Annotated in this window: 12 protein-coding genes; 9 read left to right on the forward strand and 3 right to left on the reverse strand. The window is 65.5% G+C overall.

Annotated features, from left to right (window positions below; genetic code table 11):
- The first annotated feature begins 249 nt into the window (after positions 1–249).
- From ACIG87_RS27400 to ACIG87_RS27430, 7 genes are all read left to right on the forward strand, one after another.
- Positions 250–1869: a hypothetical protein gene (locus ACIG87_RS27400; RefSeq protein ID WP_396854357.1), complete on the forward strand. Its 1620-nt coding sequence runs from the start codon at positions 250–252 to the stop codon at positions 1867–1869.
- 503 nt (positions 1870–2372) lie between these two features.
- Positions 2373–2714 (forward strand): AbrB/MazE/SpoVT family DNA-binding domain-containing protein, encoded by a 342-nt coding sequence (locus tag ACIG87_RS27405; RefSeq protein WP_396854358.1) that lies wholly within the window; start codon positions 2373–2375, stop codon positions 2712–2714.
- A complete protein-coding gene (locus ACIG87_RS27410) occupies positions 2707–3726 on the forward strand; it encodes a tyrosine-type recombinase/integrase (RefSeq protein WP_396854360.1) in 1020 nt (339 codons plus the stop codon). Before ACIG87_RS27405 ends, ACIG87_RS27410 begins: the two co-directional genes overlap by 8 nt.
- A gap of 565 nt (positions 3727–4291) precedes the next feature.
- The gene (gene cas3 / locus ACIG87_RS27415) at positions 4292–6559 is read left to right on the forward strand and encodes a CRISPR-associated helicase Cas3' (protein WP_396854408.1); all 2268 of its coding nucleotides are present in this window, start codon (positions 4292–4294) and stop codon (positions 6557–6559) included.
- Positions 6560–6902: 343 nt separating this feature from the next.
- The gene (locus tag ACIG87_RS27420; protein WP_396854362.1) at positions 6903–8072 is read left to right on the forward strand and encodes an ISAs1 family transposase; all 1170 of its coding nucleotides are present in this window, start codon (positions 6903–6905) and stop codon (positions 8070–8072) included.
- A gap of 152 nt (positions 8073–8224) precedes the next feature.
- Positions 8225–8374, forward strand: coding sequence for a hypothetical protein (locus ACIG87_RS27425; protein ID WP_396854363.1), 150 nt, complete (start codon positions 8225–8227; stop codon positions 8372–8374).
- Positions 8375–8523: 149 nt separating this feature from the next.
- On the forward strand, positions 8524–9180 hold the full coding sequence (locus tag ACIG87_RS27430) for a hypothetical protein (protein WP_396854365.1): 657 nt from the start codon (positions 8524–8526) through the stop codon (positions 9178–9180).
- A gap of 62 nt (positions 9181–9242) precedes the next feature.
- On the opposite strand, the gene ACIG87_RS27435 is transcribed toward ACIG87_RS27430, so the two are convergent.
- Both ACIG87_RS27435 and ACIG87_RS27440 read right to left on the reverse strand, forming a co-directional pair.
- Entirely contained in the window at positions 9243–10169 is a 927-nt protein-coding gene (locus ACIG87_RS27435; protein ID WP_396854367.1) for a hypothetical protein, read from the reverse strand.
- 149 nt (positions 10170–10318) lie between these two features.
- Complete coding sequence (locus ACIG87_RS27440; protein WP_396854369.1) at positions 10319–14695, reverse strand: LamG-like jellyroll fold domain-containing protein; 4377 nt, start codon at positions 14693–14695, stop codon at positions 10319–10321.
- Between the two features lie 761 nt (positions 14696–15456).
- Between ACIG87_RS27440 and ACIG87_RS27445 the strand changes: the two genes are divergently transcribed.
- Positions 15457–21948, forward strand: coding sequence for an RHS repeat-associated core domain-containing protein (locus ACIG87_RS27445; protein ID WP_396854371.1), 6492 nt, complete (start codon positions 15457–15459; stop codon positions 21946–21948).
- A 50-nt stretch (positions 21949–21998) separates the two neighbouring features.
- Positions 21999–22511 carry a hypothetical protein gene (locus ACIG87_RS27450; RefSeq protein WP_396854372.1) on the forward strand — a complete coding sequence of 171 codons (513 nt, stop codon included), beginning with the start codon at positions 21999–22001 and terminating at the stop codon, positions 22509–22511.
- 706 nt (positions 22512–23217) lie between these two features.
- On the opposite strand, the gene ACIG87_RS27455 is transcribed toward ACIG87_RS27450, so the two are convergent.
- Positions 23218–25338 carry a ThuA domain-containing protein gene (locus ACIG87_RS27455; protein WP_396854373.1) on the reverse strand — a complete coding sequence of 707 codons (2121 nt, stop codon included), beginning with the start codon at positions 25336–25338 and terminating at the stop codon, positions 23218–23220.
- Positions 25339–25381 lie beyond the last annotated feature (43 nt).

Consider the following 25381-nt stretch of genomic DNA (forward strand, 5'->3'; position numbering starts at 1 on the left):
CGGGTAATCCAAGGTGCGGGCCTTGGATCTAATCGCGATGGCCCTGGTCCGGCTTACCTCGGCTTTCCAGGTGGCCTCCCGCTGGATCCACCCATGCCGCCTTCCGGGCCGGTCGAGGTACCTCTTGGTGACTTTGCGTAGCGGTCGCCACCCGGTGAAGGGCGGCTCGGCGTCGGCTTCTGCCGGCAAGAGAACGCACGTCATGATCAAACTCCCGGTCCAGCTCCCAGTAACAAGTAGAGTCGCGGGGTGATAAGTCAAGACGCCGAGGTCGAGGTGCGTGCCCGCGCCGCGCTCAACTCTTTCATCCTGCGTGCCCTGCGGGTCGAAAGTCACTCGCTGGCCACCGACCGCGTTGCTTTGCATCGGCTATCGCAGCTCTCGATCACCGTGCAGGTCAACTACACGAACGGCACCGCGACCTGGATACAGGAGTGCCCGCCGGAGGAGCAGGTCGAGTCCGCCGCAGCCCGTGTACGACCATTGATCCTCAACGAGGATCCGACCTACTACGCAAAATTTTTCAAGGCCGCTGGCTACTTCCTTAAAGCGGCGGAAGCTCCCGAGGTCGTCATGAAAGAGCTACGAGGGCTCAAGCAGGAATGGGCGGAAATTCAACCCAAGGGACAGGGCGTCAGAGGCTACTACGTCGAACAGTCCACGGTGGGTTCGCAGCAGTCGCACCGGGCGACCGACAATGTGCTCGGCTTCGCTTGGATCTACGGCGATGTCGTGCACCACGATGCTGATCGCCTCGCCCAGACGCGTGTCTTCGGAGTCAAGGAGCGGTTCCGCGCCGCAGTTCCCCTGGTTGCGCGGATCATGGTCTTGACCATCGCCACTTTGAATTTCGCGCGTCTCCTGCACCGCGAAGGCTTGATCCCCCTCGATGACGGCATCTTCGAGACACCCGTCATCGTCACCGAGACGACCTTCCGGCAGGAAGGGCAGGTCTATCTCGGCGAGGTCGATTCCTCTGAGACACCGATGGTGTTGCCTCCCCCCGGCCAGGCCCCTGGGAATAGCTGGAAACCCGTTCATGAGGTCTTCGCACTAGCCGCCACCGAGCACACCGGACCTGACCAAGAGGTGGCCAACAGCGCGCAGCTGCACGTCCAGATCGTCGATCCGGCGGGGACGGTGCTTGCCGCAGTCGACCTCGACCGCATCGAAAGCACCCAGGACACCGAAGGGATCCGTGTGGTGCTGGCGGAGGCCAATCGTGTCTTTCGGGTCGAAGACCGTTACGACTCGGCGACCTTGAGCGTAGAGCGGACCCTCCGGCTCACCGACCTCGCCGGTCAGCCGGCTGGCGTTGTCCTGGCAGCGTTGAAGTTCCTCACTTGTTGCCGCACCCCTAACTCCGCCCGAGTTAGTCTCCGGCACGCGTCGCCGGCAGAGGGCCACATTGATCCGGCCTGGGCGCTGGACCCACCCGACGAGTTCCGGCGCGAACTGGACGCCCTGACCATGGCAGTCGAGGCGTTGGCGACCATCCAGCGACACACGTCCGTCCCGATCCACGTTCCCGACCTGTCTGGCGCCTTCTCCGGGGAGGTCAACCGGTGGCTGTTTGCCGCACGTCTACTCGGCGACGAGGAGGTCAGCAGTAAGTATCCCGAAGGCCAGTGCCTATGGGTTGGGCTGGGTGAAGAGGTCGACGTGCCGGACGACGGGACGGTCGGGATCGAGCTGCCCTTAATGGTTCCGGTCGGCGGGCAGCGGGTCGAGCTGGGCACGATGGTGGTCTGGCTCAGCAACGCGACGCTGGTGGAACGCCGGCAGAGCGAAGGGCGCATCTTCCACCTCCTTACGACCCCCGATCGAAGCTACTGCTGTCGGTTGGCGGACGAGAAGCCTGCCGCCTGACCGGCCGCGGACGGATTCAGCGCAGGTAGTCTGCTGCAGGCTCGATTCCGCCTCGTGTCAGGCCAGGCGGCCAATACAGACAGAGGGCCCGTTGACGTCCATGACATCGACGGGCCCTCTGAGGCGTCGCAGGCCGAGCTTCGGAGATGCCGTGACGGTCTGCTAGATCAACGGGATCGACGCCATCAGCGTCGGACCCTGTTGGGTTTTGGTTTGTGTAGCCCCTCGGACACGAGTACGTTTCATCTGTGCACCGTATGACGTAGCGGTGGTCAAGTATGCTTGACCACCGCCGAAGCCCCCACGACACAGCCGCCGGCGCTGCCCCTCTTGGCAGGCCCACCGGAGCGAGAGCTGCGACAACACACGCCAGCTCGGCTGTCATTCCCGCTGTGGCCCTGCCTGGTCAGCAGATCAGCGCACGTGGTGCTCCTGGTTCTCCTGCCGCGGCGATGAGGCGACCTCCGCTACCGCTTCCAACCCTCGCCGCCACTCGCAGTCGCGTGGCTGTCTACGGGCTGGTCACGCTGAATGCGCACGGCCGGATCGCCGATCGGTCGGCGATGAAGGTGCTCCAGTGGGTGCCCGGACTGCGATTGAGCATCAGAGAGCGCCACGGGTTGATTGTGGTATCCGCAGATCCACAAGGCGTCTTCAAGGTGGCCAAGGAAGGGCATGTCCGGCTGCCGGCGGTGGTTCGCCAATGGTGCAGCCTCGCCGCCGGTGACCGCGTATTCATCGTGGCTGAACCCGCCAGCGGACGGCTGGTAGTTCACCCGCCGGCGAAGCTCGACGAACTGATCACCCAGGCGCACGATGCGGTTTTCGGGGGCGGACATGAGTGACGCTGCGGCGAACCGTGCTGAGTTGGATGCGGCGCGGCTGCTGCTCGCTCGGATGGGCATCTCGCCTGCTGATCTGTTGGATGCTGCGGTGGCTCGTCCTGTGTCGCCGACGTTCGCCGAGTATGTTCCGGTGGTGGCGGCTGCGGTCACGGCGGGTACGCGGCGCGCCTACGGCTCCTATTGGAAGCGGGTGGTGGAGCACTGGGGGACGCGGAGGCTGGACGAGCCCACACCCTCGGAGATCGAGCAGTTGGCGGAGTACGTCAAGACGCATGTGGTGGCTCGGCGGAATGCCCGTGGCGGTCGCAGCGCGGCGGAGCATCTGATTGCCGCTTTGCGGTGTCTCTACAAGAGGGCGGTCGCTGACGGCTTTATCGCGGCGTCGGACAATCCCGCGTTGAAGGTGGCGAAGCCGCGACGGTTGCCGAGCACACGGCGGGCGGTGGCGGACGCCCGGCTGGCCGAGATCAACGAGGTCGCGGGCAGCACAGGCGACGATCCGGCGCTCGACACCCTGCTCTTGCGGTTGCATACCGAGACGGCGTGCCGGCGCGGCGGGGCGCTGGCGCTTCGCCCGGCTGACCTGGATCCGGAGCAGTGTTTGATCCTGCTTCGGGAGAAGGGAGACTCGATGCGTTGGCAGCCGGTTTCTCCCACGCTGATGAGGTATCTGCAGCGGCATGCTGAGGAGCGTGGTGCGACGGAGACGGGGCCGCTGCTGCGATACCGCAACGGTCAGCCCCTCACGTATCGGCGGTACGACCATCTGTGGGTACGCATCGGCGAGCACCTGCCGTGGGTGTACGTGCAGCAAATCAGCACTCACTGGCTGCGTCACACCACCTTGACCTGGGTGGAACGGAACTTCGGCTACGCCATCGCACGCGCCTACGCCGGTCACTCGGAAGGCGGTGGTGATGCCGGTACCACAGCCACCTATGTGCGAGCGACGTTGCAAGAGATCGCCGCCGCCCTGTCGGCGCTTACCAACGAGCCACATCCTCTGAGCTAGCCGTCGGGTGGGACCTGGTCCTACGAGGCTGGGTCCCACGATGCTGCGGTTACCATGGTCACGTCCGCGCCCAGGCAGCAGCGCAGACCGACCGAGACGGCTGGTGAAAACTCCACCCGCCGGCCGCGCAGCAGCGCGGCGATGTCGAGGCTGCGCCCGGCCATCGCGCCGGGCGAGGATCGCAACCCGCGCACCCACAACGACAAGGTGGCGAAGGGCGAGGCTGCGCCCGGCCACCACGCCGGGCGAGGATCGCAATACCTGGGTGGCACCCTTGCCCGCGAGCGTCGTTGCCGGCTGCGCCCGGCCATCGCCCCGGGTGAGGATCGCAGCCGCTGGCGGCCCCTGGAGTTCCTGCCGCCAAATAGGTCTGCGTCGGGTCCATGGGGGATTGGGCGAGGTTCGTGCTGCTATCGGGTTTGCGTCCATGTCGATGTCGACCGGCTTCTGCTTTGGTGTGTGCTTGGGCACGAAGGAGTCGGCGGCTGCGTATATTGTCGTCGCTCCGGTGTTCAGTTCCCGCTTGACTGGTGGGAATCGCTACGATGTTCATGGGAGTTCTATCGTGTCTGGTGGGGGTCTTCTCTGGGCGCATAGCCCTGCTGCCGGTTCTGGTCGATGGCATTCCCTTGCGGAGCATCTTTATGGCACGGCAGGGCTGGCGCGACGCTTCGCCGCTCCGTTTGGTGGTGGTGAGGTGGCGTACTGGCTTGGTGCGCTGCATGACGTGGGCAAGGCGTCCTGTGCCTGGCAGGACAAGCTTGCTGCGGTTGCGTCCACTGGTGGGGCAGTTGGTATTGATCACAAGTCGCTGGGGACCAGGATCGCGCAGGAGCGTGGGCTTGGGCCCTTTGCTGGTGCGATCTTCGGCCATCATGGTGGGCTCGTCGATACGCCTACGCTTCGGGCAGCGTTGCGGCGGAGGCTTGCTGACGGGTCCGGGGATGTGGCGTCCGCTGAGCAGGAGTTGCCTGGGTTGTTGCCTGATCTGCCGGAAGATCTTGGTTCCCGGGTGCCGGCGGGCTGGCGGGGAGACCCGTTGGTGGGAGAGATGGCGTTGCGCTTGTGCTACAGCGCTCTGGTAGATGCGGACAGTCTGGACACCGCCGCCCACTTTCAGGGGCTGACTGGCCCTTGGGTCCGGGCGGATGCCGACTTCGGTCACCTCTACAAGATGTTCGAGCAACGACGCCGCGCGGAGATCGCCGGACGTGGCGGCTCTCCGATCGCAGCCTTGAGGGAGCGGGTCTACGCGGATTGTCTGGCGGCGGCTGAGCGGGAGCCGGGGGTGTTCCGCTTGGGTGCCCCGACGGGGGCTGGTAAGACCCTGGCGAGCGGCGGGTTCGCGCTACGGCATGCGGAGAAGCACGGGCTGCGCCGGGTGATTGTGGCGGTTCCTTTTCTCACCATCACTGAGCAGAATGCGGCAGTCTATCGTCGGCTGTTGGACGAGGAGGGTGGTGAGCCGGTCGTTCTGGAACATCACAGCCAGGCCGATTTCGATGATCCGGATGCCGGGCGGTGGGCGCGGCTGGCGGCGGAGAACTGGGACGCGCCGTTTGTTGTCACGACCTTCGTCCGGCTTTTCGAGTCGTTGTACGCGCGTAAGCCGTCGGCGATGCGTCGGGTGCATCGTCTGGCCAACTCGGTGATCGTGTTGGACGAGGTACAGGCGTTGCCGCATCCGATGCTCGCGCCGATCCTCGACGGTATTCGCCTTCTCGTGCGGCACTTCGGTGCGACCGTGCTGTTGTCCTCGGCGACACAGCCGAGCTTCTGGGCGTTGGATGAGTTCAAGGACGTGCCGTGCACGGATCTGATCCACGACGCTCCGAGGCTGGTCAGTGAGCTGCGAAGGGTAAGGTACGAGTGGCAGCTCGATCCCCGGCCCACGTTGGCTGACATCGCCGACCAGGCCATGGGGGAACGGTCGGCGTTGGTGGTGGTCAACACGACGGCGGATGCGAAAGCGGTGTTCGAATGGTGGCATGACGCTGAGCCGAATGGGACGGCTTGGCACCTGTCGACCCGGATGTGTCCGGAGCATCGACGGCGGGTGCTGAATGAGGTACGTGCTCGACTCGACCGGGGTGAGCACGTCTTGCTGGTGGCCACGCAGCTGATCGAAGCCGGTGTGGACGTGGACTTCCCGGTGGTGTTCCGGGCGATGGCGCCGGCTGACTCGCTGCTACAGGCGGCCGGGCGAGCCAACCGCGAGGGACGGATGGCCCGCGGCGGGCGGGTGGTCGTCTTCGCGCCGCAGGACGGCGGGCAGCCGCCCACGTACAAGACGCTGGTCGGCTGTACTGGGCGTCAGTTCGGCCCGGACAAGGCAGACCCGGACGATGTCGAGGCACTCGGACGCTACTACCGCAACGTGTACGACATGCTTAATCTTGCGGACCGCCAGCACGTCGGGCAACGCATCCAGCATGCCCGACAACGCTGGGAGTTCGAGTCCGTAGCCGACGGTCCGATGGACGCGGGCACCAAACAGCGGGATCGGAAGCTGGCGTTCAGGATGATCGACGACGACGCCGTCAACGTGGTGACACCCCAGGGTGCCGAGACGCCCGAACTGCGCGAAGAACTGGAACAGCTCATCGTGGACCTACGCCATGCACCGATCCGGGAGTTGGCAAAGCTGCGCCGCTTGCAGCCGTACACGACGAACCTCCACCCCAGCGCCCTACGCCAAACCGGCGTGATGGCGTTACTGCGACCGATTCTCGGCACCGAGGTACGGCGAGGTGCGCTGGTCGAGTGGATCGGCGAGTACGACCCCGCCACGGGGATCAACCTCGACCCGAACCTGGAGCAGTTTGTCTTCTGACGGTGGTTGGGCCACCAGGTGAGCGCGCGGCGCGCTCACCTGGTAACCCCATCAATCCATGATCTTGTGCAGCCCTCCGGCTGCGATCAGGCTGGCAACCATGCCGGTGGGCAGACTCTCGGTCGTGCCGATCATGATGCCGATCGCCGCGCTCAGCGCCATTATCACTACCCAGCGCAAAGGGAGAGGGGAGGGTGTGCGGCAGGGCCCCGGCAAAGTCGTGACGATGTCTGACTTGGGGGTCTTGGTGTAGAAGCGCCGCTGGTGGTGGCAGCAAGACGGGCATGACCTGTTCAGAAGATCATCAAGGTTCCTACGCCACGGTGATCGTCCGAAGTGAGTCATGCCCGCGCTGCCATCATCGCTGATCTCGTCCCTGTCCTGCGCACCGGCTCTGACCCTGCCGGAAACCGCTGGTGGGCTGCCCGAAGCACTCGCCGGTCTGCCCGATCCGCGTGCCCGACGAGGTGTCCGGCACGAGCTGCCAGTCGTGGTCACCGCAGCGGTGTGTGCCGTGGTCGCCGGCTACCGCTCGTACGCGGCGATCGCCGAATGGGTCGCCGATGTTCCGGCCTCGACAGCTCTCGCCCTGGGCATGACTCCCGACCGGCGTCCGTCAGAGGCGATGATCCGTCGGCTGTTGCAGGCCATGGACCCGCAGTTGCTGACCGCCGCGATCGGGGGCTGGCTCACCGGCCGGGCCACCACCGCTGCCTCCACGAAGCCGCGGGCGATCGCCGTCGACGGTAAGGCCCTGCGTGGCTCCCGCACCACCGACACCCCGGCCCGGCACGTGATGACCGCCTGCGACCAGACCACCGGCGTGGTCCTGGCCGGCATCGACGTCGACGGCAAGACCAACGAGATCACCCGCTTCGCGCCGCTACTCGACCAGATCAGCGATCTACGCGACACCGTGATCACCGCCGACGCCCTGCACTGCCAACGCGAGCATGTCACCTACCTCGCCGAGCGCGGCGCGCACTGGATCCTCACCGTCAAAGGCAACCAGCCCCACCTGCACGCCCAGCTCACCGGCCTGCCCTGGCGGGCAGTCCCCGACGCCACCCGCGACACCGACCGCGGACACGGCCGCCGCGAGATCCGCAGCTGCAAGATTCTCACGATCTCCACCGGCATCGACTTCCCACACGCCGCCCAAGCCATCCAGATCCGCCGCCGCAGACGCCGCCTCGACCAGCCGAAACGCTTCACCACCGAAACCGTCTACGCCATCACCGACCTCCACGTCCACCAGGCCAAACCGGCACAACTGGCCAGCTGGATCCGCGGGCACTGGTCGATCGAGAACAAGGTCCACTGGGTCCGCGACGTCACCTACGACGAAGACCGATCCCAGATCCGCACCGGCACCGGACCCGAAGTCATGGCCGCACTACGCAACGCCGCCATCGGCGCCCTACGCCTGACCGGGATCACCAACATCGCCGCCGCCAACCGGCATCACGCCCGCGACAGCACCCGACCCCTGAAACTACTCGGCATCACCTGACTTTGCCGGGGCCCTGGTCACGCACTACCTACGAACCGCGTCGCCGCTTCTGCCGGAACTGGCGCAACAGGCTGGTGGACGATGGCGAGAAAGGGTGGCAGATAAGCGAGGAATACCTGGAACGGTCGGAAACCCGTCTCAGGACCGCATCGGTGTACATCCGTCGGGACGGTACCGGCTTCCGCGAGGCCACCGGGGAGAACGTCGAGGAGTTCGGACCGGAGCATGTCTACCCGCCCGGCCTGTACAGTAGCTATCTGGGCAAACGCAGGCTCTACCACGAACGCGGTGACACTTTCTGAGTCCGGCCAGACCAGGTGAGCGCAGGTGCGGGGCATCCGGGTCGTGGCACTCGAACCCGCCGAGTGGCAGTGATGCCGGATGACGTCTCATGTGGATCTGTGGTTGGATTCCGGCCGTGAGAGGGCTCTGGCGTTGGGGCGCTGGCTTTGTGGGACTGGTGCTGCTCGGTGTCGGATCGTGGGAGATCGTACAGGGCCGCGACGGGAGCGGGGTCGTCGCGATCATTGCGGCCGGTGCGCTGTTGTTCGTCAGCCCGCTCGTCGTTGACCGATTGAGTGAGGTGGCGATCGGCCTCGACGGTGTGAGCCTGGGGCTCGCGGCGGACCTCGCGCAGATCGCCCCGCAGGCAGCGCAGATCCTGGGCGACAGCAGGTTGATGAGTCTCGCCGATTCCTATGCGATTGTGCGTGAAGAGTTCCGGGGTGAGGAGAACCGAGCGGTCAGGGTCGTACTACAGGATCTGCTGGTCGAACGCGCGGCGTCGTTGGCGACATACCGGAAGTTCGACCCGTCCGAGGTCAGGAGGCTCTTCGCGGAAGGAGCACCGGTCGTCCGAGTCCTCGCCCTCGGGCTGATGAGAGGCGACCCGTCGCTGGCCGACGCGGAGACGATCCGAGCGGCTATCACGGCTTCCCGCTCTGGCAACGAGCAGTTCCAAGGTCTGCTACTGGCCGAAGCGGGTTGGAACAGGCTGAGCAGCGCTGACCGATCGACCTTACTCGCTGCTCTCGACGAGACCCAGATCAAAGCCGGAAGTGACCGATCAGCAATCGCAGACCGGATACGGACATACTCGCGCCCCTGAGGGGCGCGCGGCAACCGCGCCGTGCGGTGGCACCGGGCGGCAGGTTCAGCCGGTCGTAGCATTTAATCTTGGTGGTTCGGTGGGACAGGATGTTCTGTCGTGCGTGCGATGTTGACCCTGACTGAGCATTTTCCAACCTGATCTTGCAGGTCAGCCTGGGTCGGCAGCTTCCACTGGCCGAGCCCGCCCAAGGCTGGCAACCAGTGACAATAGGCGATCACTACTTGATCGCGTCTGTGCAGCTCAGCATCAATTTCGCGACACTCAATAGTGGGGACGCTTCCGGTCGGCACCGGCGTCCACCACCGTCGATCCATGGGGGTGTGCGCTGTCCGTACCATCAGCAGCACCTCGAGTGACTCGCTGTCGCGGACGTGACCCAGCGCCGTGTGGTCGTCGGCGTTGCCGACACCACCGGTGAGCCAGCCGATGAGCGGCACTCCGTGTTCGGCGACGCCGGCCAGCCGGTAGCCGTCGGCCTGCAACTCCTTGGCGGCGACGTCGAGGAAGTGGGGCCCAGCTGAGGTGGTAATTTTCCATCCTCGTTGTTGTTGGTGTCGAGAAAGGACGTTCGGGTGACAGACGACCACTCCGGGGCTGAGTCTGGCGCCGATGTGCTGAGGCGGCGACGCCGCTGGGTCAGCCTGTTGGTGGTGTCTCTTGTGCTGCTCGCTCTGGGAGGTGGTGGCGCGGTGGCGTACTGGCAGTTCGCTGACCGAAAGGACGAGGATCCGGGGGTGACCGCGTGTCGTTCGGCGGGGTTCGTGGTGAGGGCCGAGCAGGGGCAGGTTGCGCCTGCCGATGAGGTGCAGCGGGTGGGGGAGCTGTTTCAGCGTTCCGCTCATGAGGATCTGAAGTCTGCGGGGGTGTTCGCGGTGGGCATGGTGCAGCGGGTACAGAATCCTCGTGGTAGTGGGGAGGTAGTGCACTTCGATCAGCTGACCTTGGCTCGTGCTGTTCCCGGGCTCATTGCGGCCTGTGAGAATCACCAGGTCACCGTCAAGTCGTAAGGGCGGGCCTGATCGTTGCGTCGGACGATGGTTGCGGCGACGTCAACCCACAGATTCGCCTGTGGGTGAAGCCGACCTGGAGCGGTGTGGGCCGGGATGTTTCATCCGCCCGGCCCACACCTATGAGCTCACCAGCCGGTGGCGATCTGGGTTCTCGCGCTCAGCAGTCCGTTCGCGGCACCCGGGTAGAGGTACACCGTGCCGGTGGAGTTGTCCCGGGCGATGACGTCGGGCTTGCCGTCACCGTTGAAGTCGGTGAGGCCGAATGAGGTGAAGCCGCCCCAGCCGGTGCCGACCTGGCTGACGTTGTTGGGTGGGAAATCGTACAGGTTGAGGATGCCGGTGCTGGTCAGCCTGGCGTACACGTCGGGTGTGCTGTCTCCGACGACGTTGGCGATGCCGAAGGTGCTGTAGTTGGTGGACCAGCCTGTCCCGAGTTGCACCCGGGTTGCCTGACCGCCCTTCAGGTCACCGGGGTAGTTCCACATTTCGCCAGAGGATCCTGCGGCGATGATGTCCTGGTAGCCGTCTCTGTTCCAGTCGATGACTCCGAAGGGGCGGTAGCTGCACCAGCCGTTGCCGAGGAACGTGGGCTGGGGGCTGATGTCGTCCGGGGTTCCGAGGAACACCTGGAGGTTGCAGGTGGTGTCGTCGCGAACTATGAGGTCCTGGTATCCGTCGTGGTTGAAGTCGGCGATCCCGAACGGGGTGAACTGGTCCCAGCCGGTGGACATGAGGCGGGGATCGGTCAGCTGCGTGCCCTGCTTGCGGTACTTCCAGAGGTTGGCGGTGGTGTCGACGGCATAGGTCTCCGTCTCGGTCGTGCCGGTTCCCGGCGGTGTCCAGGTCGTCGATCCGAACGGTGTGAGCGAGCCGGCCGTGGTGGTATTGCTCGCACCGGCCTGAGTCGGGGTGAGCGCACGTTTCCATACCTGGAGATTGCTGATCTTGCCGGCGTAGTAGGCTGTGGGGGCGGCTTGGTACTTGTATCGGCCGACCACGAACTTGCCGGTACTCGGCCAGCTTGGGGTCGCCGTGAAGGCGGTGCTGCCCTTGAGCACGCCGTTGACGTAGAGCGAGATGGCTCGGGTTTCCGCGTTGTAGGTGGCGACCAGGTGTGTCCAGACGCCGAGTGCGGTCCCGGCCGGGGTTACCACCTGGGTGTAGGACCAGCCGCTGTCGGCGTTGCCCAGACCGAAGCGCCAGGTGTTGTCGCTCGTGTTGTTCCAGAGGATGAAGCGTGAGGCGTCCGCTCCGTCCTCGGAGACGATGACGCCGCCGGCGGTGGTGGGTTTTACCCAGACGGAGAGACTGAACGACTTGGTGGTGTCGATCAGTGGTTCGTTGCGGAACATTTCGCCCTGCAGAGCGGTGTTCGGTGTGGCTGTCGCCGAGTCCATGTTGAGCATCAGGCTGGGACTGAACATGTCTCCGCTGCGGGACACGGCACCCGTGGCGGTGGCGGTCAGAGATTTCCCACCCGAGGAGTCGGTGGCACCGGGGATCGCGCCGTCGGTGCCTTCGTCGAACAGCCAGGTGTGTTGGGAAGTGATCAATGTCTGGGGCAGCTGCGCTTCGATCGGCGTGGGGTTGGGGCTCGTACGTACCAGCCAGGCGGTGGCTGCGGCGCTTGCTCCCGTCGTCCACAGGTCTGGGTTGCCGTCGCCGTTGATGTCGGCGGCTCGCAGGACCAGGGCGGTGCCCTTGTTCCAATCGGCGGTGGTCAACGTGCGGCTGACATGCGTCAGCTGGGCGGTGTCGAGATCGAAGGTGAGATCGCTCCAGAGGTGCAGGGCGCCGGTGGAGCGGTTCCACAGGAACATGGCGGTGCCGGTCGCGGTCTGGGCGGTGGTGATCGTCCAGTTGTTCCAGTCGGTACCCCCGGTGGGGGTCAGGGCCGTGGTGCGGGTGGGCTGCTGGTAGCCACCCGGTGCTCCCGTGGGGTAGTAGGTGAGGTAGTAGCCACCGGTGGTGTTGCCGCTGGTGCCGATGAGGTCGGGAACGAGTGATCCGGTCTGCCGGCCGTCTCCGGCGTTGGCAACCTGAATCGGGGAGGTGTCGGCCTCATCGGCGAATGCCTCGCGGGGAATGGTTATCTGCTGATCGCCGCCCCGTGACTCGATGACCGAGCCGTCGCCGTTGGCGTGCAGGAGGACGGCGTCACCGCTCGTGGGACGATAGACCAGCACGTCCTGTAGCCCGGTGTCGAAGAAGTGGCCGGTGAGCACCTGGCTGCCATCGAAGTCGGAAGACGTGCTGTTGGTGGCGACACCGATTCCTTGGGTGCCGATGTTGGTGATGTTGGGGTTGACGCTGGTGGAGCCGTTGTTCTCTGCGAGCCAGAGGCCTGCTGGCAGGTTGTTGGCCGAGCCCACGTTGATCAGATCGGCCTTGCCGTCTCCGGTCATGTCGGCGTCATTGGCGGTTGCGGCGGGATCGGAGTTGAAGATTCTTACCGCCGTGTCGCCGATGTTGCCTCCGGCCGAGATGCTGGTCACGACGAGCGTGTTGGTGAACCGGGTGGGCTTGAGTGTGATCGAAGTGGTTCCGGTCGACGCGGGGATCACCACGGGCGGTGCGCTGTTGAGTTGGTAGCTGTAGCTGGTCGGTGCGGTACCGCCGCTTGGTGGGGTGATGCCGAAGGTGGCGGCTTGGCCGACGACGGTCGGCGCGGCGGAGGTCAGTTGCACCTCGGGCTTGCCGGCGCGGGTGGGGTCGAAGACGAACTTGCAGGTCACTGACCAGTCCCCGGCGACGCCGAAATCGGTGGCCTGCACCCGCCAGGAGAAACTGGTCGCGGTCCCTGTCCCCGGTCCGGTGTAGCCCGAGTAGGTGCGCAACGTGCTCTGCGGAATCACCAGCACAGCGGTGCTACCCGACGGGTAGGTGAGCGTGCTCGGATTGGAACTGGCGACGTTGGCAGCGTCGCTGGTTCGGGTCACCTTGAAGGTGACGCCGAGGACCCCGCCGTTGCGATCGGACACGGGCGCATAGAGAGAGACCGCAGAGTCTCCGACGACGGTGGCGGTGGCTGCGCTGCATGAGGTGGTCGGTGAGGTGCTGAGCCCCGTGGGCGTGTTCGGTTTGTGGTTGTAGAGAATCTCCAACGTAGGGCTGGTGTCCAGGAACTCCTTCCAACTCTGGGTGTCGCTCGCCTCGTTGTACGCCTTCAGCCACAGGGTGCGCGTGCTCCTCTTCGCTGTGACGTCACTCGCGATCTGTCCGGTGATGTCGAACGAGACGCCGCTGGCGGCGCATCCGCTGTATCCGTAGGCGAAGCTCTTGTTGGCGGCCAGCGGGCCGGCGTTTTGGGACTCCCAGAAGTCCCACTTCGCGTTGCCGGAACTGAGGACCGTGGAGGGAGCGTGGACGTCCACGCGCTTTGCGGTACAACTCCACGACAGGGTGTTTGTGATCTTGAAGAGTGCGGAGTTGATGGTGGCGCCGGTCAGAGTGCTGTAGGGGACCGAGAAGTTGATGAGCGTGTTGGAACGCTGCACTCCGGAGTTGCCTACCTGCATCCGCTTGTACGGGTCGGGCGTGTCCTTCCAGTAGTTGGTCGACTGGTGCTGGGCTGAGATGGTGGCCCAGCCCCCCTTGCTCGATCCGGTCGGCGTCCAGGTGAACGTGGGGTCGATGTACACCGGGTAGACCGTCTTCGGATTGGCCAGCAGCGCACGGTCTGGAGTGAGAACGAGCTTCCCTGGCTTGACCTTCACCCGGATGGGAGCGGTGCGGGCGTTGCGGCCTGGAGCTGCCGGGGACGAGGTCGTGGTGCGGCGGTCGGCGGACGGACCGGCTGCATCCACCACGGTGGAGTCCCACATCACCGGCGCGGCTGCGGTGATGACCGCACTGCCGGACCGGTCTCGACCGGCGATGTTGCCGGCCGCGTCGGCGCTGAGAGTGAATCCGGTGCTCTCGGTGCTGAGCGTCAGGTCGGCGAGCCGTGAGTTGGCGGCCGCCTCCGGGGTGCGGACCACGAAGACGTGTGAGAAGGACCCCTCCGCGTTGACCGTGACGGTCAGGTCTACGTCGGGGAGCACCTGTCGATAGGTGGCCGTAGCGCCGGACAGCGTCGGCGGTGGCAGGGTTGCAGGCGCGCCGAGCGTGAGGGCGCGGTCGCCGGAGACCATCTCGGCCAAGGTCTGGTTTCCCCCAGGTGAGAGGCGGACCTCGTTCGTGGTGACCGATGCGGTGATACTGCCATCGTCATGTCGGACGAGGTCCGGGTTCAACGACTTCCACTGCCCGTCGATCCGGGTGCGGGTCGGCTTCACATGCTCGGTGAGTTGGATTTGCCCGTCGGGACGGGCCGTCACTACGGTCGTCGAGGTCCCGGCGGCGGTTGCCTCGACCGGTGATCCGGTGCGTTGCGCCTCAACGACCGCCTGAGCGACACCGATAGATGTGGGAACACCCTGCTCAGGGCTTGCCGCCCTGGATGGCGAGCCGGTCGCCGGGCTGCACCAGGCCGCGAACGCCGCAATGAGCACGCATGCCACCACTGTGGACGGTAGCAGTCGCGGCCTGCGTGCGGGGATGTTTCCGGGCGTCAAGACATTACTCCCCGTGTGTGTCAGGGGACACGCTGCTGCATGTCCGGTGGCGGGCATAGTGAACCAGCCCGACTGTCTCTGGGGAACGCCTTCCCTCGCCGCGCTGTCCCTTTCGACCTTTCTTCGACAGGTCTGGATGGCCGACGGCGATCTTTCGTTATGTCTCCGTTACCTCTTGGGCCGTGCGACGTGAAACATTGATCCCGCCGCATGGTGGTCGACCCGACACCCTGCGTGTCTTTTTGTCGGTCGTCGCGCAGGGTGGGTTGGCAATGGTGAGACACGGGGGATCGCGGTTGCTCACGCGCCGCAGCAGGCTCGTCGCGTTTTTCGTGGGGGCGGTGCTCAGCGCCGGAACGCTTGTGGGAACGCCTGACGACGCGACGGCCGCCGCTGCCGTAGCTCGGCCTCCTGTCCCGTCGCCTGGCCGGTCCGTCACGGGAGTCAAGCCTCTGACCTCGAAGTTCGTCGTCCCCCGGGACGCCGCGAAAGCCAACTCCCGGCCGACGCGGACCACCTGGCCGAAGGCCACAGCTGTCGAGGTCGAGTTGGCATCAGTCGGTGCACGCGGTGGTGCGCCCGGCAAGACGAGAGCTACCGGAACCCCGATCTGGGTACAACCCGCCCCGCAGCGTGATCATCCGTACGCCGGCCCTCCCCGCCTCGGCGTACGCGTGCTCGACCGGGCCGCCACCGAGGCTGCGGGTGTGAACGGGGTGCTACTGACCGTCTCCACGCTGAATGCGACCAGCGCCGGAGTAGTGCGCGTCGGTGTCGACTACGCCGACTTCGCCGAGGCGTACGGCGGCAACTACGGCTTCAGGCTCAAGTTGGTCAAGCTGCCTGCCTGCGCGCTGACCTCCCCACAACAGGCGGCTTGCCGTTCCGTCCAGCCGCTGCTGTCACGCAACGACGCAAAGGCCAGAACGGTTTCGGCAGACATCACGGTAGGCGGTGTCGACCGTCAGGCGAGCGCTGCCGGCCCCGCCACGACCGTGCTCGCTGCGGTTGCCGGTGCAGGCGAGGAAGGTGGGGAGGGCGGCACCTACGCGGCGACGGACCTGAAACCGTCCGGTTCCTGGAATGCAGGTGGCAGCACCGGCTCGTTCAGCTACTCGTACCCGTTGACGGTGCCACCGACCCGGTCGAAGCTTGCACCGCAACTGGCGCTGTCCTACGACTCCAGCGCGGTGGACGGACAGACCGTCGCCACCAGTGCGCAAGCCTCCTGGGTGGGTGACGGCTGGTCGACGCCGCGCAGCTATGTGGAGCAGACCTTCGTCTCCTGCCAGGACGACCCGGGCGGCACTCCGTCGCCGAAGAAGACATACGACCGCTGCTACACCGGACCGATCCTGACCCTGTCACTCAACGGCTCGTCTACGTCGATGATCTGGGACTCCGGGAAGCAGACATGGAAACTCCAGAACGACAACGGCTCGGTCATCAAGCAGGTAACCGACTTCGAAACCGGCAGCGGCACCTACAACCACGACTACTGGCGGGTGACGGAACCGGACGGCACCGTCTACGAGTTCGGCCGCAACAGGCTGCCGGGTTGGTCCACCAACAAGCCGGAAACCAAGTCGGTTGACCACACTCCCGTCTACTCGCCGCACGCTGACGGTCCGTGCTACAAGTCGACTGGCTTCTCGTCGTCGGTGTGCACCATGGCTTACCGTTGGAATCTTGACTACGTCAAGGACGTCCACGGCAGCGCCATGGCCTACTACTACAACCAGGCGGCGAACTACTACGGCCGCAACGAGGGTGCCACGGACGTCTCCTACATCCGGGACAGTTGGCCGGCACGCATCGACTACGGCTTCACCGACGGCAACGCCTACGGCACCGTCCCGAACCGGGTCGTCTTCAACACCGGTGGCCGGTGCCTCTCCGGCACCTGTAACCCGCTGAACGAGAGCACCAAGGCCAACTGGCAGGACGTCCCGTTCGACCTGATCTGCAACGAGGGCACCGACTGCAAGTCCTGGAGCCCCTCGTTCTTCTCCACCGTCCGACTCACCTCCATCGAGACGCAGCAGTACGACACGGCAGCCGCGACCTACCAGCCGGTGGACTCGTACGCCCTGACCCACACCATGCCGCTGACCCTCGACGGTACGGCCCCCACGCTGTGGCTGAGTTCCATCACCCGCACCGGTCACGACACCACCTCGGGCGGGTCGACCACGCCGATAACGCTGCCATCGGTGTCGTTCACCGGGGTGAAACTGCCGAACCGGGTCGACACCGCGGGCGGCCTTCCCTCCTTCTTCCGGCAACGTCTCGAGACGGTGACCACCGAGACCGGCTCCGCCATCACCGTCAGCTATGAACTGCCAGAGCCCTGCACGGCACCGGTCAGCGTTAGCCCCGCGACGAACACCAAGTCCTGCTACCCGGTCTACTGGACCCCCGACGGCTACTCCGATCCCACTCGCGACTGGTTCCACAAATACGCCGTCACCAGAGTCACCGCCACCGACCCGACGGGCGGAGCACCGGCGACCGCAACCAGCTACACGTACGTCGGAGGCGCCGCCTGGCACTACGACGACAACGAGGTCGTGAAGACGAAGTACCGCACCTACGGCCAGTTCCGCGGCTACGGCAAAGTCGAGACCCGCAACGGCGACGCCACCAACGACCCGCGCACCCTCACGACCACCACCTACTACCGCGGCATGTCCAGGAACAACAACACCACCGTCGTCAACGTCACCGACTCCGCAGGCGGCCTCCACGAGGACATCGAGCAACTGGCTGGCCGAGAGCTGGAAACCACGACACACCGGGGTGACGGAGGACCCGTCGAAACCTCGACAGTCACCTCGTATTGGGTTTCCGGAGCCAGTGCCACGCGGAGCAGGACCGGGCTGCCCGACCTGACGGCGAACAAGATGGGACCGGTCCAGACCTGGACCCGGCAGGCCATGACCAGCACCGGCACGACCACCTGGCGCTACAGCCAGACCGACAACACCTACGACACGTCGGCCAGCTCGCCCACCTTCGGCCTGCTCAAGCACTCCTACGACCACACGGTGCCGGTCAACGCCGCCTACGACCAGTGCACCACCACCACGTACGCACCGGCCAACACCAGCCTGAACATAGTCGGGCTGATCAGCCAGGTCGAGACGGTCGCCGTGGCCTGCGGCGGCTTCACCCCAGGCTCGCCGGCATCGGTGCCCGGCAGCACCAACACCCTTACCGCACCGGCCACCGTCAACCGGCCCGCCCAGGTCGTCTCCCACGTGCGCACCTACTACGACGATCCGACCTTCGCCACTACGTTTCCCCAGGCCGCCGCGCCGACCAAGGGCAACGTGACCATGGTCCGTAAGGCCTCCGACTATGTCGCTGGCGCCTACGTCTACCAGACCACCGACCGCGCGGAGTTCGACGCGTACGGCAGAACCACCGCTATGTACGACGGGAACGGCAACAAGTCCACCACCGCGTACACGGACAACGCCGTCGGTCTCACCATCGGCGTGACCACCAAGAACGCCAAGGACCACGTCTCGTCGACGACGGTCACGCCGATGCGCAACCTGACCACGGTCTCGACCGACGCCAACCTCGTGTCGACCCGTCGACAGTACGATGCCCTCGGCCGGGTCAAAGCCGTGTGGGTGGCGGGACGCGCGACCAGCAACCCGCCCCATCACCGCTACACCTACACCGTCCAGAAGACCGGACCCACCGCCACCACCACCGAGACACTCAACAACGCCGGCGGTTACGCCACCTCGACGACCATCTACGACGCACAGATGCGGGTGCGCCAGACCCAGAGCACCAGCCCCGCGGGGGGCCGCATGATCGCCGACACCTTCTACGACACCCGGGGATGGGTACGCGCCACCTACGACGGCTGGTGGGACGAGGCCAACAACCCGGACACCACGCCGGTCTCGGCGACCAATCTCGGCAAGACGGTCTACCACCAGACCTTCAACACCTATGACGGGGCGGGCCGGGCGATCCTGGTTCAGAACGCCCGGGACAACCAGGTCGCCTCCGCCACCAGAACCGTCTACAACGGCGACCGCACCACAGTCATTCCACCCGCCGGGGGCACCACCACCTCCACTGTCACCGACCCGATGGGCCGCACCGACAAGGTGCTCCAGTACACGACGACCCCAATCCTGGTGACGCCGTCGAACTCCTTCACCGGGACGTATTACCTCACCGGCGGCACCACCACCGCCACCAGCTACGGCTACGACGCACGCGGCAACCAGGCCAGCCTCACCAACGCCACAGGCACCACGTGGAGCAGCCGGTACGACCTGCTCGCCCAGGTGATCGAGAAGACCGACCCGGACGCCGGCACCAGCACCATGAAGTACGACGGCGCCGGCAACCTCACCCAGACCACGGATGCTCGCACCAAGACCGTCTCGTTCACCTACGACTCGGTCAACCGGAAGACCGGCACCTTCGCCGCACCCCTGTCCGGTCAGTCGTCGTCGAACAAACTCGCCTCCTGGGAGTACGACAACGACAACGCAGCAGTCGCCAACATGCCCTACCCGATAGGCAAACTGACCACGGTCACGGCCTACCGCAACAACGCCGCCTACATCACCCAGTACAACGGCTTCAACGCCTTCGGCGCGTCTACCGGCGAGACCATCACCATTCCTGCGGTCGAAGGGCTGCTCGGCAACACGTACACCTTCGGCCATGCCTACCTCGGGGTGACCGGACAGCCGTACAGCAACGCCTTCCCGGCCAAGGGTGGGCTCCCCTCCGAGACCGTCACCTACGCCTACACCGGTGCCCTGGAGTTGCCGACCACGGCCGGTAGTTTGCTCGCCACCTACGCGAACGCCACCTACTACGACGCCTGGGGTCGGGTGACCGGCGGCCGGATCAACGCGAGCAGCAGCCAGGCCACCGTCATCAACACCTATGACGACCACAACAGCCGGCTGAAGACCCAGAAGATCACCAAAACCACCACCACTACCAAGGACGTCGGACAGAAGGAATACGAGTACGACCTGTTCGGCAACATCACCAAGCAGGTCGACACCCGCTACGAGCCGGCTACTACAGCAGAGACTCAGTGCTACCGGTACGACGCACTTCGCCAGCTCACCTCCGCCTGGACCGCCACCGACAACTGCGCCCTCGCGCCGAGCGGCAGCAACCGCGGCATGGTCGGCAGCGGCATCAGCCCCGCCAGCGCCTACTGGACCGAGTGGACGGTAGACACCCTCGGTAACCGTCAGAACCAGAAGCAGTACTCGCTCAGTGGTGGCACGGACATCACCACCACCTACGCCTATGACGGTAACAACAAGGGGCAGCCACACACCCTGACCAGCACGGCAACCAGCGGTGGCCTGACCGGTGCCACCTCGTACACGTACGACAATTCTGGCAACATGGCCACCCGCAGTGCGGGTCAGGGCAGCCAGACCCTGAGCTGGGACGACACCGGCGAACTCACGGCCGTCACCGGCGGCACGGACGGCGACAGTTCCTTCCTGTACGACGCCGACGGCAACCTGCTCATCCAGAAGGACCCCGGAACCAGCACCCTCTACCTCCCCGGGCAACAGATCACCCTCAACACCAGCACCCAGACCCTGAGCGGCGTGCGGTATCACCCACTCCCCAACGGTGCGACCGCGATCCGCACCGGAAGCGGCACCAGTTACGGCTACACCATCCCCGACCACCAGGGCACCCCGAGCCTCTACCTCAACAACACCGCCCAAGTCCCCACCTGGCGTCAGTACACCCCGTACGGCGCCCCCCGCGGCGCCACCGTCACCACCCCGGACAACCGAGGCTTCCTCAACCAGCCCCTCAATACCAACACCGGGCTGACCCAGGTCGGCGCCCGCAACTACGACCCCAACCTCGGCCGCTTCATCTCCCTCGACCCACTCCAGGATCTCGCCGACCCACAGCAGTGGAACGGCTACGCCTACGCCAACAACTCACCCGTCACCACCAGCGACCCGAGCGGACTGATCCCGGCGGACTGCCGCGAATTCGACTGCTACGGCTACAGCCCCACCAAGGGATGCCCAGGCGGCTGCGGCACCCCAGAAAACCAGCGGTGGGGAAGACGTAACGGACGAAAGGGAACCGCGCCTACCCGACGAAACGACCCTCGGATCCTCGGCCACGTCATCCGAGTCCCCGTCACGGTGTCACTGGAGGAGTTCGCCCGCCGTTGGAACGATCAGCGCGGTGAATGGTTCGGCCGGGAGTCCTTCTCCAATGATTTCTTAGAGGCTCAGGACGAGCGGAACCTCGCGATGAGCATCTGCCACGATATGGGCCGACCGGATGGCTGCCGGCAGTGGATCAAGGATCTGTACAACCCGTATATCGACTCTCTGGCAGCTACCCTGCCCTCGGATGACCTGATCTCAGGAGGAGTGGGCGGCCTCGGCGCCGCAGGGGCAGCCGGACGCGGCACTGGTTCGGGCAGTCGGCCTTCCGCCAGCGGTGGCGGCTGCATGAGCTTCAGCGGCGCCACCAGAGTACTGATGGCCGATGGCAGCGCCAAACGCTTGGACGAGGTTCAGTCAGGCGATGAAGTGCTTGCTGCGGACCCAGAATCCGGCATCCAAGGCCCGCGGCGTGTAGAGCACGTATGGATTCATCCAGACGAGTTGATCGACCTGGAGATCGGCGGAGCACTCCTCACCACCACCGAAGACCACCCCTTCTGGAACCACACCGACCGCCAGTGGCAGCGAGCCGACCAACTCGATCCCGGAGATCTCGTCCTCAGCCCCAACGGACTTCATGCCGTCGGCGGCCTCCTCCCGTCCTCGACCCAAACAGCCCTCGCCTACAACCTCACGGTCAGCGCCACCCACACGTACTATGTGCTCGCCGGGAACACGCCGGTCTTGGTGCACAACGACGGTGGCACGATTGATCTCAACGGAAAGAGCTACACGGTCTGGCAGCGTGGTCCATATCGGATCGACATCGAGGCCCGGAACGGAACGAAGCAGATGCATTTCCAGGAGCAGATCCGGGGGGTTAGTTCCGGGGACGCGCCTAAGTATCAGTACAATCCCGAGACCGGTAAGTTCGACGGCATGCCGAAATCGCTCCAACGCGACCTTGCGAAGAACTACCCAGACTTTAAGAAGGGCCTCAGCAAGGGGGCAGATGTGTTCGGCAAGGTAATCGGCACATGCGGCTGAACTGAACTGCACTGTAACTCGGAGAGATGATAGGAGTGCTAGTGGCGTGGATGAGTGCTGAGGCGGCCAAAATCATGGGCCGAGGTTTCTTTCAAACTGTCGGTCAGGATGATCTACTGCCTGAATTCCAGCCTGTTCTAGACTCTGGATGGACAGTCGTCAACGGAGCGATTCTTCTGAAGGGCTGGTACGAAAGCTACTTTGGTGAGCGCTCGCGATTTCTTGAGACGATTGACTACGAAGTATCCGTCAATGGCCGCGGCATTCCCGATCTTGACCTGGCCGAAGCAAGGGAGGCACGTGTTCCGATGCTCTTGCGGCGAGGAGTGGCGTTTGCTTGGGCCGCACTTCATGTGCAGCGCAGCCAGTTACCGGATGCAAAGATGGCCGCGTACATATCCGCCGCGCCGACGTTGGTGGATCCCGACTACTTCACGGGAAATGTAACCTTCTGCGCCCAGCGCCCAGGGCAGTTGCCATATATCGAACCCGAACGGCTTACGGAAGAAATTGTTGCTGCGCTCTTTACTGAGGATTGCGAGAAACCCTTGTCTGTTAGCTGATTGTGACGAACGATCCTTGGGTGTATTGGTGTCGAGGTCTGAGCTAGAATGCGCGGTCACGCGCAACTCGTGAACGACGTGCTCGACGGCCGAGAACCGGAGAGGATGATCGTCAGGAAGGGTAGGAACGGACTTCGTCCGCTCATTGACATCGAAGTCCAGGCATGCACCTCGGACGCTGCCCTGGCTGACGCTCATCCATCTATCTCTGTTCCCACCGACTGCGGTCATGTCCTGGTCCCCTTGCCCCCGTCGGCACCTACGACCGCCCGCACTTGGGTTGCGATTTCGATCTCGGTAGACGGCACCATCGTCGTGCACCACGACTTCGTACAACGTGATGAAGGTGCGAGCCAGCACGGCTAGTGGCGCTCGCGAGCCTGGACGGCGGGGCGGCTAAGGTGTTAGCACTAGCTCATCTCGAATGACGACCATGGATGTCCGGTCGACGTCCCCCCTCGGACACGAACCGAATCCCAACGGTGCGCGGCAAGGTCAACACTTGCCCGCACCGTTTGTGTTTCCGGGTCGTACGCCAGGTGCAGCCCGAGGCTGCGGTTGACCTCCAGTTTGCCTTCCGGTTCGGCGTTGCGTAGTGCGCGCACGAGGTCTCCGAGCTCGTTGACGACGACGCCCGACCCGGAAGGCCCGGACGTGCCCCCGCTGTCGGACCGACAGCGGGGGCACGGGCTGCCCGCCTACCGGGTCACGGCAGGGTCCACTTCTGGTTGGTGGCGGCGAGGCAGGTCCACAGGTGGACGGCTTGGCCGTCGGTGGCGCTGTTGTTCGACACGTCCAGGCACTTGCCCGACTGCGGGTTGCGTAGCGTGCCGTCGGCCTGTGCTGACCAGTTCTGTGCGCCGCTGCCGTTGCATGTCCAGAGCTGGATCTTCGTACCGTCGGCGGAACCCCCACCGGAGATGTCCAGGCATTTGCCCAGCGCCTTCACCGTGCTGTTCGGGGTGACCGACCAGGTTTGCGCTGCGGAGCCGTTGCAGGTCCAGATCTGGATCTGCGTACCGTCGGCAGTGGCCGCGTCGCGTACGTCCAGGCACTTGCCGCCGAGCCCGACGATCGGCCCGGTGCCCGGGGTACCGGGGGTGCCGCCGCCCCGGACCAGGGTGAAGTCGTCCACGTCGAACAGGCCGGTCCCGGAGCCGGTGAAGGTCAGGTGCACGGTCTGCGTACCGGTGGGCACCCCGGCCAGGGTGGTGCTGACGTCGGCGTACGTGGTCCAGCTTCCGGTGTTGGGCACCGCCACCTGGCCGAGCAGCGGGCCGGTGGCCGAGCCGGTCCGGATGCCGATGGTGCCGCCCGGACCACCGGAGACCACCCGGGCCCGGAACGAGGTGACCCCGGTCAGGTCGAGACCCGGGTACGCGGCCCAGTCGCCCGAGTCGATGTAGCCGAGGGTCTGTCCGCCGTTGGCCCCGGCCTTGGTGAACGGGGTGACCCCGTTGGCCGAGCCGAACGCTTCGGCCTGCACGGTGGTGTTGCCTCCCGCTGGCGGGGTACCGCCCAACTCCTTGATCCGGACGTTGCGGAACGACACGTCGTCGCCCGTACCGTGGTTCTGGAGCCCGACGTGGCCGGCGAGCGAGCGGGCCGGGTCGGTGTTGGTGAAGTCGTTGATCTTCCGCCCGTTGAGGAAGACCTGGAGGCGTTCCCCCTCGACCAGCAGCTCGTAGGTGTTCCACTCTCCCGGCGGGTTCAGGGCGGCGTCCCGGGCGGCCAGGTCGGCGGACTTGAAGGTGTAGACCGCGCCGGTGGTGCGGTCGGCCGCGTCGGTGGCGTCGATCTGGATCTCGTACCCGTTGTCCACCGCCGACCAGGGGTCGGTCGACGGCGGGAAGCCGATGAAGACGCCCGAGTTGTCGTCGCCGGACATCCGCCAGTCCAGCTTGAGGGAGTAGTTGGTGAACTGCTTGGCGCTGTACCAGTACAGGCCCATGCCGCCGACGGAGGTGAGGGTGGCGTCGGAGTTGCTGAAGCTGCCCGGACCGGCCTGCGACCAGCCGGTGGTGGACCCGTCGTAGAGGTTGCTGTAGCCGGTCTCCGGACGGCAGTCGGCCTTCGCCCGACCCGCCGCGTACCGGATACCGCCGAGCAGGTGGCTGCGGAACGCCGCCTCCGCGTACGACTCCTGGGTGTGCCCCAGCCCGGTGTAGAACGACCGGCCGGAGCTGACCGTCTTGCACCAGGAGATCGGATGGTCACCGCCCATCGAGCCGCCCGAGTACGACGACTCGTCCAGGGTGGCGAGGACCCGGGTGCCCGCGCGCGGGTTGGTCTGGTAGTTGTACCACTCGTCGGTGCGGGTCCAGGTCTGCGGCAGCTGCCCGGTGGCCGGGTGCGCCCGGTTCTCGATGCGGACGTTCGCCTGCTGGATGGCCGGATGCGAGGAGAAGTAGCCACCCACCAGGCTGCCGTAGTACGACCAGCCGTACTCGGTGTCGGCGGCGGAGTGGACGCCGACGTACCCGCCGCCGCCGTTGACGTACGACTCGAAGGCGGACTGCTGTGCGGCGTCCAGGACGTCTCCGGTGGTGTTGAGGAAGACCACCGCCTCGTACTGGGCCAGGTTCGCGGTGGTGAACCGGGACGCGTCCTCGGTCGCGGTCACGGTGAAACCGTTCGCCGCCCCGAGTTCCCGGATCGCCTGGGTACCGACGGCGATCGAATCGTGCCGGAACCCGGCGGTCCTGGAGAACACCAGCACGTCGTACGGGGCATCGGCCGCACTGGCCGGAGTCGCCGACGTCGTACCGGCAAGAACCACGACAGCGGCGGTCACCGCGCCGAGAACGGGTCGAAGGAGTCTGCGCATGTCACTCTCCCGAACGGGGTGGAGGGTGGTGCCGGGGCACCCC

Origin of the sequence: Micromonospora sp. NPDC051925 (assembly GCF_044548625.1) — a bacterium.
GTDB lineage: Bacteria > Actinomycetota > Actinomycetes > Mycobacteriales > Micromonosporaceae > Micromonospora.

What these genes read in the sequence shown, in the direction of transcription:
- ACIG87_RS27410 (WP_396854360.1), top strand. Translation starts at nt 2,707, where the DNA reads ATGAGTGACGCTGCGGCGAACCGTGCTGAGTTGGATGCGGCGCGGCTG.
- ACIG87_RS27450 (WP_396854372.1), top strand. Translation starts at nt 21,999, where the DNA reads ATGAGTGCTGAGGCGGCCAAAATCATGGGCCGAGGTTTCTTTCAAACT.
- ACIG87_RS27455 (WP_396854373.1), bottom strand. Translation starts at nt 25,338, where the DNA reads ATGCGCAGACTCCTTCGACCCGTTCTCGGCGCGGTGACCGCCGCTGTC.
- ACIG87_RS27420 (WP_396854362.1), top strand. Translation starts at nt 6,903, where the DNA reads ATGCCCGCGCTGCCATCATCGCTGATCTCGTCCCTGTCCTGCGCACCG.